Consider the following 14,163-nt stretch of genomic DNA (forward strand, 5'->3'; position numbering starts at 1 on the left):
CGTCCACCTCGAGTCGAAAGCATATCGGTATCTGGAAGGGGATCCCGTTAAGCGTTGGCGGTCACCGATCGTACTGCCGGAATTCCGTGCCGGCGGGCGCTACGACCGGCGCGAGTCGGATGGCGAGCCGCCGTCGGTCTGGGCCGACCGCGTCGGATCACCGTCCGCGGCCAGGCCCGTATCGGTCGCGTCCGCACCGTCTCCGGTGGGGTCGCGTTCGGAGTCGCCCTCGGCCGCAGCATCGGTCTCGGTGCTCACGGCGACCCCGGGTTCCGCCGAGGAATCCGCCGTCGTCGCGCTCTCGAGCCACGCCCGCACGAGGTTGACGCCGTCCTGAAAGAACGGCACCGGATCGTCGGGAACGGCGTAATCGAACCGGGGGTGACGGACGAGCGACGCAGCGACGTCCCGCACGGCCTCGTCCAGCGCCGGGCGTTCGACGAGCGGGTACTCCTCGGTCGCCACGCTGTGGAGGTAGCTGAGTTCGCCCCGCAGCAGGTGGCCGCCCATTCCGACCTCGTAGGTCGGGTCCGACGGCATCGGCTCGTCGGTCGCCAGCCGCCAGTAGTAGTACGGGAAGTCCGCGCCCGCGCGAACGGAAAACGGCAGTGACGACCAAAAGCGCGGATTGACCTCCATCAGTTTGAACTCACCGTCGGCGGGATCGCGGAGGAACTCGACCATCGCGAGGCCGTGCCACTCGAGTTCGTCGAGCAGGGCGCGGCCCGCAGTCTCGAGTTCCGGGATGTAGACCGCCTCCCGATAGGCGCTGGGGCCGCCGCAGTACTCCCAGCCCCGGCGCTGGCAGTGCTGGAAGGTCGCGATCGGCTCGCCACGATCGTAGAGCGCAAAGAAGCCGAACTCCCTCGGGTCCGAGATCCGCTCCTGGACGAGCGGCACGTGACCGCGCGTCTCGACCGCCGCCGCCGGATCGGGCCGCGTCCCCGGGTGCTGGTACTCGGTCGAGCCGATCTCGGCGCGATCGAACGTCGGACCGAGATACGCGGGTGCCGCCACGGTGTAGCGCGGTTTCACGATCGTTTCGCGATCCCAGTCGTCCCAGTCGTCGAGGAGGGCTGTCGCGGGTGCTCCGACGCCGGCGGCGTCGGCAGCTTCGAATAGGTCGACGCGGTCTTGCACTCGGCGGAGGGTCTCGAACTCGGGCCACGGCGTCGCAATTTCGTCGGCGAACGCGTCCTTCCGATCCGCGAGGACGTAGACGTCTTCCTCACGAACGGGGACGATCGTTTCGACGTCCGGGCGCTCGGCGAGCGAGAGCAACGCGTCGCCGTAGGCAGAGAGATCGGTCGCGGGATCCGGGAGAGCAACGAACTCGTCTCGGTGCGACGAGGCGGCCGCCGGAGTCGACAGCGACTCGGAGCCGACGATAGTGCGGACGCCGCGCGGTCGAAGGGAGCGGAGGCAGGCGACGGTACTCGGCGCGTCGATCCCCGGCACGACCACGCTTGCGTCGTCCCTGGAACGTTTCATGACCCATGGGAGTGGATCTGGTTCCATTGTTATAGATCGAATACTGTGCGCCACGGGTTCCCGAACCGAGTTGGCCGCAGATACACGGTGGTAGGCATCGAATACACGGTGCTCGATGTGGGTTCTCCGTCGGCCGTACACCCGACTGTCCGACCGGCCTGCAGGTCGAACACGCGAACGAACGCGATATCGATGGGCCTACCGCCGGCCGTTCCGACGTAGGAACCGGCTACCACCATGTCTCGTCCGCGTCGACGAACCGCTTTGGAAGCGCCCGCACGTATCGGTCCGGTCGACCGGCGTCGCGACGACGGTCTCGAGGACGGCGGCGATTACCTCGCGGCCGACGATAGCCCTCCATCGACCGATAGTAGCCACTGAAACGAGTTCTACACTGGTCGCAATGCCAGCCAGTGAGCAGGTGTGCAGTGACGTTCAGTGATGGCAATACTCGAGCGCCGCGTACCGTTCGGCGAGTCGTGCTCGAGCGGTCAGGGTTTCGATCGACCGGGTCGGTGGCTCATCGCCCTGGTCGGTCGCGTCGAATACGCGTGTCTAGATAGAAACAGTGCCACTCGGTTCGCGGGCGATGAAAACGGACTCGAGACTAACAGGCGATCGGTGCGTTCGGCCGAGTAGAAATTCCAGTTCTGACGAACGATCGGTTCGCTACGCGCACGCTGTGATCCGTGGGTCGCTCAAACGGCCGTCCGGTTATGCCGGAGCGGTGCCGGTTCCGTTAGGCGTCCGCCGTCGAATCCCGAACAACGGGAAAAACCGCGGTAGACGAGATCGGCTTACAGCAGCCCCGTTTTCTGGAGCTTCATCAGGTCCTCGGTGTCTAAGGTTTCGCCCTCCTTGAACTTCTGATAGATCTCCTCGGCCTCTTCCTTGGCCTCCTCCTTTTTCTTGTCACGCTCGGACTTGCGCTCTTCTTCTTCTTTCTTGTCCAGTTCGCGCAGGCGCTTCTGGACGCGGACGAAGTCCTCGTGGTGGCGGTCGGCGGCTTCCTGGGCTTCGACGAACTTCTCGTGCATCTCGTCGGCCTCGTCGCGGATGTCGTCGGCCTCGCGATAGGCCTCGATCATCTGATTGTGGTGTTCCTGAGCCTTGTCCGCGAGCTCAGTCACCTTCTGGTGGTGCTGGGAGGCTTCCGATCGCACTTCCTCGGCTTCCTCGACGAGTTCTTCTAAGTCCTCGTTCTGATCGAGCTTCTGCTTGCGCTCTTCGTACTCCTCGCGCTTGGACTCGATCTTCTCGATGAGCTCCTTCTCGTCCTCGCTCGAGAGGACCTCGGTCTGCTGTTTGAACTCGAGTTCTTCGATCTCCTCCTCGAGTTCCTCGAGGTCCTTGCCCTCGTCGAGCTCCATGTCCGATTTGAGCTGCTCGACCTTGTCGAACAGCTCGTTGGCTTCCGCGTTGAGCTCGTTGCGGCTCTCTTTGTGCTCTTGGACCTGCTCGTTGAGCTCGTCGCGCTTCTCGCGGTGTTCCTGGGCCTCGTCGACCTTCTCGCGGGTCTTCGCGTTGAGGTCGTCGCGTTTGGAAGCGCGCTCGGAAGCCATCTGGTTCAGCTCGTTTCGCCGGTCTCGCAGCTGACCGGCCATCTTGATGAGCTGTCCCTTCGATTTGTTTTCTAAGTCGTCCTCTGTCAGTTCGATGTTCTTCGATTCGTCTACCATGTTACTCAAACCTCTGTGCCATACCCGCACCGGGGAACCGGTCGGACGGCTCGTACGAACCCCTCGTCGAGTATCGAACGAAGAGGATCGATTGACGGCCGCCCGGCCGTTCGGAGCGAGCGCTCACGATCTGCGAAACCTCGGTGAATAAGATTTCCTGTCATCGATCGTCGAGCGATACGCGCCCCGGCGGCGTTCTGGTAACCGTGACTACTGGCCCTTGTAATTTAAATGTACCGGTCACCAACCCCCTGAAACCGGTTCGCAGGGACCTCGTCTTGCCATGCTGGGGGATGGCACACGACGCGTAATACTTATAAATAGTACTGGTTGCGGATCCGCCGGTCGGCGATCCCAACCTCGAGGACGACCCGTTCGGCGTCGGCCGGAATCCGCGCCGACCCGGCGGCGGCCGTCTCGAAGGGGTCGACGCTGACCCGTTCGGTGTCCGTGTTCTCGCCGGCCTGCCAGCCGACGATCGCCTCGAGGGCGTCGTCGGTGTCGTTACAGAGGGTGATGCCGATCGTTCCGGAGCGGGCTGGCCCGTCGAGGACGGCCTGAACGGGTTCGAACGACTGGGCGATCGCCTCGGCGGCAGGTTTGGGCTCGCCGTCGACGGTGTGGACGCCCATCCCGCCGCCCGTCGCGGTGTCCCGGATCGTCGACGCCGCGAGGACGCCACAGCCACGTCGGCGGAGCCCCTCCGCGACCGTCTTCAGCGTTCGCGCCTGCTCGCGCTGTGACCCCTCGGCGTCGGTCGTCCGACGCTCGAGCAGGGCTGCGTCGAGCCCCGCCACGGCCGCCGGATCGGCGTCGTCGTCCACGAGCGAGCCGGCACCGAACCCGCCGACGAGGTCGCCAAGCGAGGGATAGGTATCGAGCAGCCAGTCGATATCGTCGGCCGCGAGGTACTGCCAGCCGAGCGCGAGGTTGGCGGCGTCCGCGCCGGTCCCCGGCACACCGGTCGTCGCCACGACGGGGCGATCGTCGGGAAACGCGTCGGTGACCTCGTCGGCGGGACCGTGATCGACCGACGTTCGCCACGCGCGATAGCGAAAGCGGAGTCTCGAGAGCAGACCGCTCCCGAGGGGCTCTACAAACGGGTCCGTCGGCCGATCCCACACGCCGTACATCGCGAGGCTCGGATGCCGGCCGTATTCGTCGGCGATCGCCGCCGCCAGTTCGGCCCCCCGTTCGACCGGGAGCTCGTGGCCGCAAGCGGGCAAATCCTGCCAGACGAGGAGACCCGCCTCGTTGCAGGCCTCGTAGAGGGCGTGCGGTGGTACGTGCGCGCGGGCGAGAAGCACCGTCGCGTTGGCCTCGACGGCCCGATCGACGTCTTCGCGGGGATCGCCGCCGGGGAGCCGCGTGAACCCGCGGGCTCGAACGCGCCGGCCGTTGACCAGCAGGCCATCCGCGTCGCGCTTGACCGTTCGGAGGCCGACGGTCCGCTCGAGTGTGTCGCCCCCGAGTGTCGCCTGGATCGTGTACCGGCTCTGCGGGCCGTACTCGCGTGGCCACCACAGCGACGGTTGTCGGATCGGGATCGTCTTCGACACCGTCGTTCGCTCGCCCGCGGTGGCGGCGACCGGAAGTCGCTCCATCGACGCGCCGCCGCGGAACCCCTCGGGCCGGACCGATAGCGTCACCGCGTCGTCGATCGCTCGCCCGGCGTCGATCTCGAGCGTGACGTCGATCGCGGCCCCCGCGCCGTCGGTGGTCACGTCGCCCGCGGTGGATTCGGCCGCCGCGTTCGCGGTCTTGGCTGTGTCCGTACTCGCCTCCGGCCGAGGTCGCGCCTCGAAGCGTCGAAGGAACGTCGCGGGTCGGGACTCGATCGCGACGCCCCACCAGATACCGGGCGTCCCGACGCCGGTAGGGACCGCATCGGTCTCGTAAATCCCCGCGAAGGACTCGGGGCGCTCGCAGACGACGATCAACTCGTTTTCAGGCTCGGGCTCGAACTCGAGGTGAACGGGGACGAAGTGTGGGTCGTGGGTCGCCAGTCGCGTCCCGTTTAGCCAGATCGTCGCGCGGTCGTAGGCCCCGCAGAGCTCGAGCAGCGCCCGTTCGGTCGCGTCGCTTCGGGGATCGGCGAACGTCGTTCGGTAGGCGATCGGCCCCTCGTCGGCGAACGCGGCGGGCCGTCCGGGAACCGACACCGACCGCCACTCCTCGACGACGGGCGGGCCGTCACCGCTGCGGTCCGTGACGATGCCACCGGTCCACTCCTCGGTCATTGTCACTGTGAGTGAACCGGGGGTAAAAAGCCCTTCCGACGTTTCAGAGGCGGCTAAAAGAGGTCCTCGAGTCGGTCGTCTTCGAACGCCGCCGCGTGGTCCGTCGATTCCGACTGCTGGGCCTCCGTGGCCTCCCGAGCGCGTTCCATGAACGCCTGTATGCGATCGGAGCGCTCCGCTCCGCCGAGTAACACCAGCGCGCCCAGCCGATCGCTGTCGAGCGGGAAGTCCCCACCGCGGACCTGCATGCTACCGGTCTCGTCCTCGAGCCACCGTCGGGCCCGCTCGACGCCCTTGCGGGGGATCGCCTCGGGTTGCCCCGCGACGACCAGCAGCGCCGAGTCGGCCGTCGTGGCGTCGGGCAGGCTGGTCCCGGTCAACAGCGCCTGCCGCGCGACGGTCATCGCGGTCCGAATGTTCTCGCCGCTGTCCTCGCTTGCGATCTCTGTCGCGTAGCCAAGCGCCGCGACGCCGCCCGCACGGAGGGTGTTGATGACCTCGCTCGAGTCGACGACACTTTCGCCGACGCCCTCGACGGCCTCCCCGGAGGCGAACAGCAGGCCGACGCGCTTTGCGATGCGGTCGTTGATCGTCTCGAACGCACCTTCGACGCTCTCGCCTTGCTCGTGCCAGGCGTCGTTGTCGATCAGCAGCGTCGAATCGGCCTCTCGCAAGAGGGTCTTCAGCGAGCGGCCGGCGTTGGCCTGATAGAGGGCCCCCTCGTTGCGCCCCGGCAGAACGCCGAGGGCGTAGACGGGGACGTCGTAGACCTGCTGGAGGTTGTGGACTAGCACCGGCGCGCCGCCACTGCCGGTGCCACCACCGAGACCGGCGACGACGAAGATCGCCTCGGCTTTCGAGGTGACGCGGCCGTCGAGCGAGCCAAGCACTTGCTCGATGTCAGACTGCATTACTTCGGTCCCGAGTTCGTTGTCGCCGCCGACGCCGTGGCCGTTGACGCGGTCGGCACCGATCAGCTGCGTGTCGACGTACTGGAGAGACTGGAGATCAGGTTTCGCGGAGTTGACGGCCAGTGCACCCTGCACGGCTCCAAAGCCCATGTCAGCGTCGAACCGGGCGAGCCGTTCGGTGATCTTCCCACCGGCCTGACCGACTCCGATCAGGGCGACTTTCATATCTCTCTCATGTGAGTAGGGCGTGTTGAACGTTCCGGTGATTCGAGACGTCGATCCGCTCGTCTGAGGCGGCGTTCACATCGCTCACTCGGCAAACAGGTGCGCCAGAGGTGCTACCCCAGACAGTGCCGATAATCGGAAAGTGTTAGTCACTGGTGTGTGCTATTCCCCCTATGGTGTTACCCGAGGGGTTCGTCATCCCGCCGTGGTACCTGGTGGTTCCGGTCGTCGTTATTCTGGGGAGTGTCATCGCACTGCTGTGGGCGATCGAGCCGCCGGTCACCGATCGCACGGTCATCGCGTTCGCGCCGTGGATGATGTTCGGCGCGACTCTCCACGTCCTCTATAAGATAGGTGCGTTTCCGGCGAGTATCGAAGCCCTGTTTAGTTCACCGCTGGTCTACGCGGTGACGGCGGTCATCGCGGGGATCGCCTGGATAATCGCGGTCTTCCTCCATATAGGCGGACTTCAGCCGACGATACCGCGCTTCGTCGGGATCGCCGGCACGGCGTTTTTCACCGTCTTCGCGATGATCGCGATCTTTCGTACCGTCCAGACGGACACGCTCGAACCGTTCTGGCCGGTCATCGCCGTCGTCGCCGCCGGTATCGTCACCGCCATCGCCTGGGTCGCGCTGAGTCTCTGGTTTACCGACGTCGCGGCGACGACGGGCGCGACCGGCGCGCTCGTCGTCTTCGGCCACGCACTGGACGGCGTCACAACCGCCGTTGGCTACGACGTCCTCGGTGTCAGTGAGAGCGTGCCACTGTCGCTCGTGATCCTCGAGGCGGGCGAGGCGCTGCCGACCGCCGAATACATCGGTGCCGGCTGGCTGTTCGTCCTCGTCAAGGTCGTCCTTGCGCTGGTCATTCTCGGCCTCTTCCGGGAGTACGTCGACGAACGGCCCCAGCAGGCCCGGACGATCCTCGCACTAGTCGCGGCGGTCGGGCTCGGACCGGCCATCCACAACACGCTGCTGTTCGTCGTCGGCTGATCCGTCACCTCTTCGCGCGGCCGTCGTGCTCCGGTACCTAGGTTTTTCCCGGCCGATATCGTCCCTCTCTAGTCGTGCAATGAATCGGGTCTCGGTGCTCGCGGCCGGCCACGTCAACTGGGACGTAACCCTCCGCGTCGACAGGCTCCCCGCGGCCGACGGCGAGGCCGCGATCCACTCGCAGCGCCAGTCCGGCGGCGGCAGCGCCGCCAACGTCGCCGCCGCGCTGGCCGCTCTCGAGGTCGAGACGAGCCTGATTGGCAGCGTCGGTGACGACGATAACGGCCTGCTCGCCCGCCGCGAACTCGAAGCCGCAGGCGTCTCGCTGTCGGGCGTGCGGGTGGTCGAGAGCGCCGCGACGGCGGTGAAGTACCTGCTCGTCGATGGGGCCGGCGACGTGGCGATTCTCGGCAACGACGGCGTCAACGAGGCCGTCGCGCCCGCCGACCTCGAGCCGGCTCGGATTCGCGCGGCCGACCACGTCCACCTGACCGGCCAGCGGCCCGACACGGCCGCCGCGATCGCACAGCTCGCAAGCGAGACCGGTATCAGCGTCAGCTTCGATCCCGGCCGCCGGTTCGGGGACCGTGACTACGGCGAGACGCTCGCGCTCGCCGACGTCGTGTTTCTGACCGATCGGGAGGCCGGCGCACTCGAGGTCGACCAGTTCGAGGCGATCACCGACGATCGCCTCGTCATCGTCACCCGCGGGGCCGACGGCGCGAAAGCGTACGCGCCGGATGGTGAGACCGTCCACCCCGGTTTCGACGTCGATCCGGTCGACACGGCCGGCGCGGGCGATGCCTTCGCGGCGGGCTTTCTCGCGGCGTGGCTCGAGGACGGGGAGATCGACCGTGCGCTGGCATACGGAAACGCCTGTGGCGCGCTGACCGCGAACCGCGACGGGGCCCGGAGCGCGCCGACGAGAGCGGCGATCGACAGCGTGCTCGACCGCCGGTCGTGACCGGTGTTTCGGCGGCCGCAAAGACACGGCCGATCGGACTGCCGTCATGCGGTTCTCACCGGATGCTGTCTGACGGTAGCTATATACGCAGCGCCGTTGCGAAATCGAGTGAACGGTCACGATCTCGTGACTGAGAGACATGACGGAAGGAAGGGTAAACGAGCCTAATGGATGCGACATCAGACGGCGCATCCGGTACGAGCGACGTGCGGACGAACCGCCCAGTATCGCCGCTGCGATGGCGCTGGCACAGTATCACGGCGATGACGTCACTGCGGCCAGTACGCAGCTGTACGACCATATCGACCCGGACGCACTCGACAGTCTCTTCGCCGAGACGAACCGCGGTGGTTCCAGAACGCAAGGGACCGTCGGGTTCGAGACCGACGACGCGGTGGTTACGATCCGACCCGAGCGCATCGACGTGTGTCCGCTCGACTGACCGGGACATCTCGATCGACGGGCGAGCATGGGAGCCGGGGGTGGCGTCGAGGATCGCCGACGCGGTCCCAGCACCTCGGCCTTTCCTCGAATCTTTTTTCTCGCCGCTCGCGGAACGCGACGATATGGCGACGCAGCCACACCTGCTGGTCGAGGACGGCGAGTTGACCGACATCGCGCTCATTCCGGGCGATCCGGGACGAGTCGATCGCATCGCCGACCACTGCGACGAGTCGGAGACGATCGCACGTAACCGCGAGTACAAGGTCGTCAACGCCACCTACGAGGGCCGAGAGCTGACGATCTGTTCGACGGGCATCGGCTGTCCCTCCGCCGCCATCGCCATCGAGGAGCTAGCCAACGTCGGCGTCGAGACGTTCATCCGCGTCGGGACGACCGGGGCGCTCCAGTCGGGCATCGAGATCGGCGACATGATCGTTGCGACCGGCGCGGCCAAAAACGAAGGGACGAGTAAGCGGTACGAGGCCGTCGAGTACCCCGCGGTGCCGGATTACGACGTGCTGTCGGCGCTGGTCGATTCCGCCAAAGCGCACGCGGCCCAGTGGGCCGCGAATAGCGCGACCAGTGAAACCGTGAGCGGAGACGAAGACGTACACGTCGGTCCCATCGCCTCGGACGACGCCTATTACGCCGAGACCGGTGCGACCGTCGATGACTGGGAGGACGCCGGCTTACTCGCCGTCGAGATGGAGGCCGCCGCCATCTTCTCGCTGGCCCGGCGACGGGGCCTTCGCGCCGGCGCGATCTGTACCGTCGACGGCAACCTCGTCGAAGGCACCCAGAAGGGAACGGACACCGAAGACGACGAACTCCCGGACAAGGCGAAGAATAACGTCGGCCGTGCGATCGACATCGCGCTCGAGGCGGCTACCGACTGCTGAGTTCGGCCGTTACGCGTTACGCCGTGAGCCGTTCTGCGAGCGTCATCGTCCGATCGGTCAGCATCTCGGTCGTCGTCGAGGCCGCCCGTAACGTCTCGTTGATCGTCGCGAACAGCCGATCGAACGCGAGCGTTTCGTCGTCGTCGCGCCAGTCGGCCGTCTCGCGGACGGCGAGTCCGCAGGTCTGACACGTTCCGCGATCGCCCTCGAGCGCGTCGAAACAGCCGTGGCAGCGCTCGAGCCCGGTCGCGACCGTCTCGCCGAGTTCGATAACTCGGCGGAGGTCCGACTGCAGGTCTGCCGCCGTCTCCGAAAACGCCGCAAGCGGCGGCTGAACGTCGGAATCGGCGGCCGACTCGAGCGCGGCGATGCGTTCGAGCCGAGCGTCGACGATATCGAGCGCGAGCGAGACGTCACGGCGGGCGCGGCGGAACTCGTCGATCGAGTCGTCGAGGTCCGCGCCGGTTCCGTCGTCGACCGCCGACGCGAGCGTCTCGGGGAGCGAGGTCGCAAGCGACGCGAAGCCGGCGATATCCGAAATCGTCGCGCTCTGAACGCCCGTCGCGTCTCGCACGAGACGAAAGAGGTCGTCGTTCGCCATCGACACCGGTTCGGGCGCGGACTCGAGGAGCGCAGCGCAGTCGTCACAGACGGTGACGAGACCGCTCTCGTGGGAGTCGGCAGCCGGGCCGTCGTCGAGGGAGTAGAGTCGAAGCGTCACTGATTCGTCGTCGCCGTCCGTCGCGCAGTGTCGACAGCGCCGGTCGTCGCGGTCGAACACCGCCGCTCGATCGGCGTGGCGGTCGGGGGAAGTCACGGGCGAGCGAAGACAGGCCGACACCAAAAACGCACCGGCGCGACGGCGTAACCGTGCGAAATACTAACTCGCAGTCGGTCGTAGTCTTCGTATGACCGATTCGCCGGCGGATTCCGATCGACCGGACGTAACGGAGTTCGAACTCGAGCGTGCGTACGACCGCGAAGAGCTCGCAGCGGTCTTCCGCGAGTTCGCAGACGCCTTCGATGCCGGCCGCCCGATCCGGCTCGATGGCGACGAACAGATGGTCAGCCTCGCGGTCCCGCGGGGCGTCGTCGCCGAGTTCGAGGCGGAACGCGACGCCGATTCGGAGCCGCCGGTCGGCGAACTGGAGATCGATCTCGAGTGGGACGACCCCGACGGCTCGAGCGTTCGGATCGCCGACCGCGACGCGGACGACCGCGCTGCTTCCGACGACGACCGCGGTGACCGGTCGGACGCGACCGACGTGAGCCCGGCGGCGGCCGTGATGTCGCCGGCAGACGTCGCGGGTCGCGGTGGACGCGAGGACGAACCACCAGGGAGCGCCACCGAAGGCGAAGACGAACCAGCGGCGGTCCAGAGCACGGGCTCTGAGACGACGGACGACGACCGGCCGGATGACGACGGCCGGCGGAGTCGCTTCGAGGTCTACGAGGACACGGCGGGCGAGTGGCGCTGGCGGCTGGTCCACTGGAACGGCAACATCGTCGCCGACAGCGGCGAGGGATACGTCTCGCGGTCGAACGCCGAGCGGGCGGCGCGAAGCGTGATGCGAAGCGCCGCGACGGCGACCGTCGAGCGTCGCGGTGAGCGGTGAGCACCGGCGGTCGATCGGGCGGCGTTACGGCCGAACGTCTTCGCCCTCGAGATCGACCTCGAGCTCCGCGGACCGGTCGACCTGTTCGTACTCGAGCGACGGCGACACGTCCGGTGGGACGGCGTTGTACTCTCGGAGGAACGAGACGATGCCGCGCCGGCCGCCGAAATCGCCGCGATACGTCCGGAAGCGTCGCGGGACCGTCGCCGTCTCGGCCTCGGGATCGTACGAAACGTTCTCCTCTAAGAACCACTCGATGGCGATGTCCAGTTCCTCGTCGACATCACGCGGCGAGTAGACCGCGATCGGCGGGCAGTGGTCGGCTCCGTGGCTCAGCGCGAAGTGAATCCGCGGATCGCACTCCTCGAGCCGGAATTCCCGCTCGAACGACGAGGGAAACAGTCGCGGGATGTAGCCAAATCCCCAGGGATGTTTCGAACTGCGGAGCAGCCCGTGCTCGATGTCGTTGAGACTCAGCCAGACGCCACAGACGGGAACCCGATCGCGACCGAAGAACTTCCAGCGGTCGAGGAATCCACCTTCGAGTAGATCGGGCTCTCGTTCCTCCAAGAGGAGTTGGGCGTAGGCGTTGTAACAGTTGAGCCAGAACGCGAGTTTGCCTTCACGGCCGGCGAGTGCCCGCTCTAAGTGTGATTGCTCGAGGGTCGCGAGTCGCTCTCGCAACTGATCGGCGTCACCCTCGGTCTTGACCGTAAACAAGAGATCGGCCGAGAGCGAAAGCGGATCGAGCTGGGTCGACATTCAAGTATGAGTTCGCCAACCAGGCCCTTGAAGGCGTGTGACGGCTTCAGACGACAGTCAGTACGAGAGATAGGTAGGATAGGTGGTTTTATTCTTTCGAGCGGAGAGATACCAACCGTGAATCTCAGTAAGGGGTTTCTGTTCGTCCTTGTCGGGGTCTTCGCGTACCTCTCGCTGTTACTCGTCCTCCCCTTCTTCCAGTACGTCCTCGGTGCGATCCTCGTCGCGTACATCCTCTATCCGGCACAGGAGCGTCTCGAGGGGCGAGTCTCGCCGCGGATCGCCGCGTTCGCGCTCGTCGTCCTCGCGGTCGCCGGCGTCGTCGTCCCGCTGTTCGTCATCGTCGCCGCGGTCGCCAGCGACGCCCGGCGGCTCGTCGAGAACGCCGACGCTGAAGCGTTTCAGACGGCCGAGCTCGAGCGCCTTATCGAGACGCGAACCGGCGTGAGCGTCGATCTGACGGCGACGCTGGCCGACTCCGCACAGGGTATCGGCGGAATGATCCTCGAGCAATCGACCGCATGGGTCGGCGCGCTGACTCACACCATCGTCGGGCTGGGCGTCGCGGTCTTCCTGCTGTACTATCTGCTCAAGGATGGGAGCGAACTGCTCGCCTGGATTCGAGAGCTGACGCCGCTGCCGGACGAGGCACAGGACGATTTCTACCGGCAACTGGACGCGGTCATGTGGGCGGTCCTCGCAGGCCACGTGCTGATCGCGATCATTCAGGGCGTCATCGCCGGCCTCGGACTGGTCGCGACCGGCGTGCCAAACGCCGCGTTCTGGACGGTCGTCATGATCATCCTCTCGCTGATTCCGCTGGTCGGCTCGTTTCTCGTCTGGGGACCGGCCGTCGTCTACCTCTTCGCGACGAGCGAGCCGTTTCTCGCGACGGCGCTCTTTGCCTACAGCATGGTCGTCGTCGGCCTCTCGGATGATTATCTCCGGCCGATCCTCGTCGACCGCTACGCCGACCTCAATCCCGCGGTTATCATTCTCGGTGTTCTCGGCGGTGTCTACGCGTTCGGCGTCATGGGACTGTTCTACGGTCCGGTCGTCCTCGGCGCGCTAATCGCGACGCTGAACGTGATGCGAGAACATTACAACCAGCTAACGGAACCGGGACTGCAGTGACGGAGTTCGGTCGCCCCCGTCGTAGCCGAGCGACCGTAACACGGCCGACCGTCGCGACCGTCCTATCGGGTGTCGGACGTCCCGGAAAGCACCTCGTCGACGAGTCGCGTAAACCGATCGACGAGCCGATCCGGAACCGTCGGCGTCACCGTCGTCAGCAGTCGCCCCGTCGCCGTCGGATCGGCGAGTGCGAGGGCGACGCGGTTTCGCTCGTCGTACCGTTTCGTGACGATCTCGTGGTCGACCAGTCGGTCGACGTGGTACTCGAGCGTGCTGCGAGCGATCTCGAGCGTGTCGGCGATGTCGGCCGGCGCGGCCGACTCGTGTTCGAGCAGGTAGACGACGATCTCGCGGGCGGTCTCCCGGCGGAACAGCGCCAGTGCGGCTCGCTCCCACTCGTCGTATGCCGGCGGATAGTAGTGGGTCCGGCCGTAGAACTCCTCGCGGACGAGCCGATCGTTCTCGAGCAACCGACGGACGTGGTACTGGACCTGTCCTGGCGCGAAGTCGGACTCCCTGACGAGTTCGTTGAAGTGGATACCGGCGTTCGAACCGACGTGTGTCCTGATCTCCTGTCGCGTCTCAGTCATCGTAACCCCTGGTCGCCCTGCGGGCGGACGTACCGATAGCTAGCGGCCAGGTGCATATAACGGGTTCACCGCGTTCCCAACGGCCGAGAACGGTCGGCTCACGGCTCGCATCGAAGCGTCTGCCGAACGGACGATCGATGCGGTGGCGCTCGATCCGCCGGCGCTGTCCGGTCGGAAAGACCGACACGAATAGGTAGCCGTCGGACCGAGTAC

The 14,163-nt window shown here is 66.2% G+C and carries 13 protein-coding genes; 6 read left to right on the plus strand and 7 right to left on the minus strand.

Going from position 1 to position 14,163, the window contains the following annotated elements:
• Nucleotides 1-99: 99 nt before the first annotated feature.
• The 4 genes from ACJ70B_RS05965 to ACJ70B_RS05980 form a co-directional block, all read right to left on the minus strand.
• Nucleotides 100-1,491 (minus strand): carboxylate--amine ligase, encoded by a 1,392-nt coding sequence (locus tag ACJ70B_RS05965; protein ID WP_408959499.1) that lies wholly within the window; start codon nt 1,489-1,491, stop codon nt 100-102.
• A 797-nt stretch (nt 1,492-2,288) separates the two neighbouring features.
• Nucleotides 2,289-3,170, minus strand: a complete 882-nt coding sequence (locus ACJ70B_RS05970) for a coiled-coil protein (RefSeq protein WP_408959500.1) — start codon at nt 3,168-3,170, stop codon at nt 2,289-2,291.
• Between the two features lie 314 nt (nt 3,171-3,484).
• Complete coding sequence (locus ACJ70B_RS05975; RefSeq protein WP_408959501.1) at nt 3,485-5,410, minus strand: glycoside hydrolase family 2; 1,926 nt, start codon at nt 5,408-5,410, stop codon at nt 3,485-3,487.
• 53 nt (nt 5,411-5,463) lie between these two features.
• Complete coding sequence (locus ACJ70B_RS05980; protein ID WP_408959502.1) at nt 5,464-6,546, minus strand: tubulin/FtsZ family protein; 1,083 nt, start codon at nt 6,544-6,546, stop codon at nt 5,464-5,466.
• Between the two features lie 173 nt (nt 6,547-6,719).
• On the opposite strand from ACJ70B_RS05980, the gene ACJ70B_RS05985 reads away from it, so the two are divergent.
• From ACJ70B_RS05985 to ACJ70B_RS06000, 4 genes are all read left to right on the plus strand, one after another.
• Entirely contained in the window at nt 6,720-7,541 is an 822-nt protein-coding gene (locus ACJ70B_RS05985) for a DUF63 family protein (protein WP_408959503.1), read from the plus strand.
• 79 nt (nt 7,542-7,620) lie between these two features.
• A complete protein-coding gene (locus tag ACJ70B_RS05990) occupies nt 7,621-8,505 on the plus strand; it encodes a carbohydrate kinase family protein (RefSeq protein ID WP_408959504.1) in 885 nt (294 codons plus the stop codon).
• Nucleotides 8,506-8,644: 139 nt separating this feature from the next.
• Nucleotides 8,645-8,947 carry a HalOD1 output domain-containing protein gene (locus ACJ70B_RS05995; protein WP_408959505.1) on the plus strand — a complete coding sequence of 101 codons (303 nt, stop codon included), beginning with the start codon at nt 8,645-8,647 and terminating at the stop codon, nt 8,945-8,947.
• A 124-nt stretch (nt 8,948-9,071) separates the two neighbouring features.
• The gene (locus ACJ70B_RS06000; protein ID WP_408959506.1) at nt 9,072-9,848 is read left to right on the plus strand and encodes a nucleoside phosphorylase; all 777 of its coding nucleotides are present in this window, start codon (nt 9,072-9,074) and stop codon (nt 9,846-9,848) included.
• A gap of 16 nt (nt 9,849-9,864) precedes the next feature.
• Here ACJ70B_RS06000 and ACJ70B_RS06005 read toward each other — a convergent pair whose 3' ends face one another.
• Nucleotides 9,865-10,665 carry an HNH endonuclease gene (locus ACJ70B_RS06005; RefSeq protein WP_408959507.1) on the minus strand — a complete coding sequence of 267 codons (801 nt, stop codon included), beginning with the start codon at nt 10,663-10,665 and terminating at the stop codon, nt 9,865-9,867.
• Nucleotides 10,666-10,756: 91 nt separating this feature from the next.
• Here ACJ70B_RS06005 and ACJ70B_RS06010 point away from each other — a divergent pair, with 91 nt between their 5' ends.
• Nucleotides 10,757-11,464, plus strand: a complete 708-nt coding sequence (locus ACJ70B_RS06010) for an amphi-Trp domain-containing protein (protein WP_408959508.1) — start codon at nt 10,757-10,759, stop codon at nt 11,462-11,464.
• Nucleotides 11,465-11,488: 24 nt separating this feature from the next.
• On the opposite strand, the gene ACJ70B_RS06015 is transcribed toward ACJ70B_RS06010, so the two are convergent.
• Complete coding sequence (locus ACJ70B_RS06015) at nt 11,489-12,226, minus strand: DUF547 domain-containing protein (protein ID WP_408959509.1); 738 nt, start codon at nt 12,224-12,226, stop codon at nt 11,489-11,491.
• 117 nt (nt 12,227-12,343) lie between these two features.
• Between ACJ70B_RS06015 and ACJ70B_RS06020 the strand changes: the two genes are divergently transcribed.
• Nucleotides 12,344-13,360: an AI-2E family transporter gene (locus ACJ70B_RS06020; RefSeq protein WP_408959510.1), complete on the plus strand. Its 1,017-nt coding sequence runs from the start codon at nt 12,344-12,346 to the stop codon at nt 13,358-13,360.
• Nucleotides 13,361-13,422: 62 nt separating this feature from the next.
• Here the strand turns inward: ACJ70B_RS06020 and ACJ70B_RS06025 are convergent, their stop codons facing one another.
• Nucleotides 13,423-13,950 (minus strand): winged helix-turn-helix transcriptional regulator, encoded by a 528-nt coding sequence (locus ACJ70B_RS06025; protein ID WP_408959511.1) that lies wholly within the window; start codon nt 13,948-13,950, stop codon nt 13,423-13,425.
• Nucleotides 13,951-14,163: the final 213 nt, after the last annotated feature.

The organism is Natrinema sp. 74 (assembly GCF_046097095.1).
Classification (GTDB): Archaea; Halobacteriota; Halobacteria; order Halobacteriales; family Natrialbaceae; genus Natrinema.

Excerpts from the sequence above, each read along its gene's own strand:
- ACJ70B_RS05970 (WP_408959500.1), bottom strand. The coding sequence starts at position 3,170 with ATGGTAGACGAATCGAAGAACATCGAACTGACAGAGGACGACTTAGAA.
- ACJ70B_RS06015 (WP_408959509.1), bottom strand. The coding sequence starts at position 12,226 with ATGTCGACCCAGCTCGATCCGCTTTCGCTCTCGGCCGATCTCTTGTTT.
- ACJ70B_RS05990 (WP_408959504.1), top strand. The coding sequence starts at position 7,621 with ATGAATCGGGTCTCGGTGCTCGCGGCCGGCCACGTCAACTGGGACGTA.
- ACJ70B_RS05980 (WP_408959502.1), bottom strand. The coding sequence starts at position 6,546 with ATGAAAGTCGCCCTGATCGGAGTCGGTCAGGCCGGTGGGAAGATCACC.
- ACJ70B_RS06025 (WP_408959511.1), bottom strand. The coding sequence starts at position 13,950 with ATGACTGAGACGCGACAGGAGATCAGGACACACGTCGGTTCGAACGCC.
- ACJ70B_RS05995 (WP_408959505.1), top strand. The coding sequence starts at position 8,645 with ATGACGGAAGGAAGGGTAAACGAGCCTAATGGATGCGACATCAGACGG.
- ACJ70B_RS05985 (WP_408959503.1), top strand. The coding sequence starts at position 6,720 with ATGGTGTTACCCGAGGGGTTCGTCATCCCGCCGTGGTACCTGGTGGTT.
- ACJ70B_RS05965 (WP_408959499.1), bottom strand. The coding sequence starts at position 1,491 with ATGAAACGTTCCAGGGACGACGCAAGCGTGGTCGTGCCGGGGATCGAC.
- ACJ70B_RS06000 (WP_408959506.1), top strand. The coding sequence starts at position 9,072 with ATGGCGACGCAGCCACACCTGCTGGTCGAGGACGGCGAGTTGACCGAC.
- ACJ70B_RS05975 (WP_408959501.1), bottom strand. The coding sequence starts at position 5,410 with ATGACCGAGGAGTGGACCGGTGGCATCGTCACGGACCGCAGCGGTGAC.
- ACJ70B_RS06010 (WP_408959508.1), top strand. The coding sequence starts at position 10,757 with ATGACCGATTCGCCGGCGGATTCCGATCGACCGGACGTAACGGAGTTC.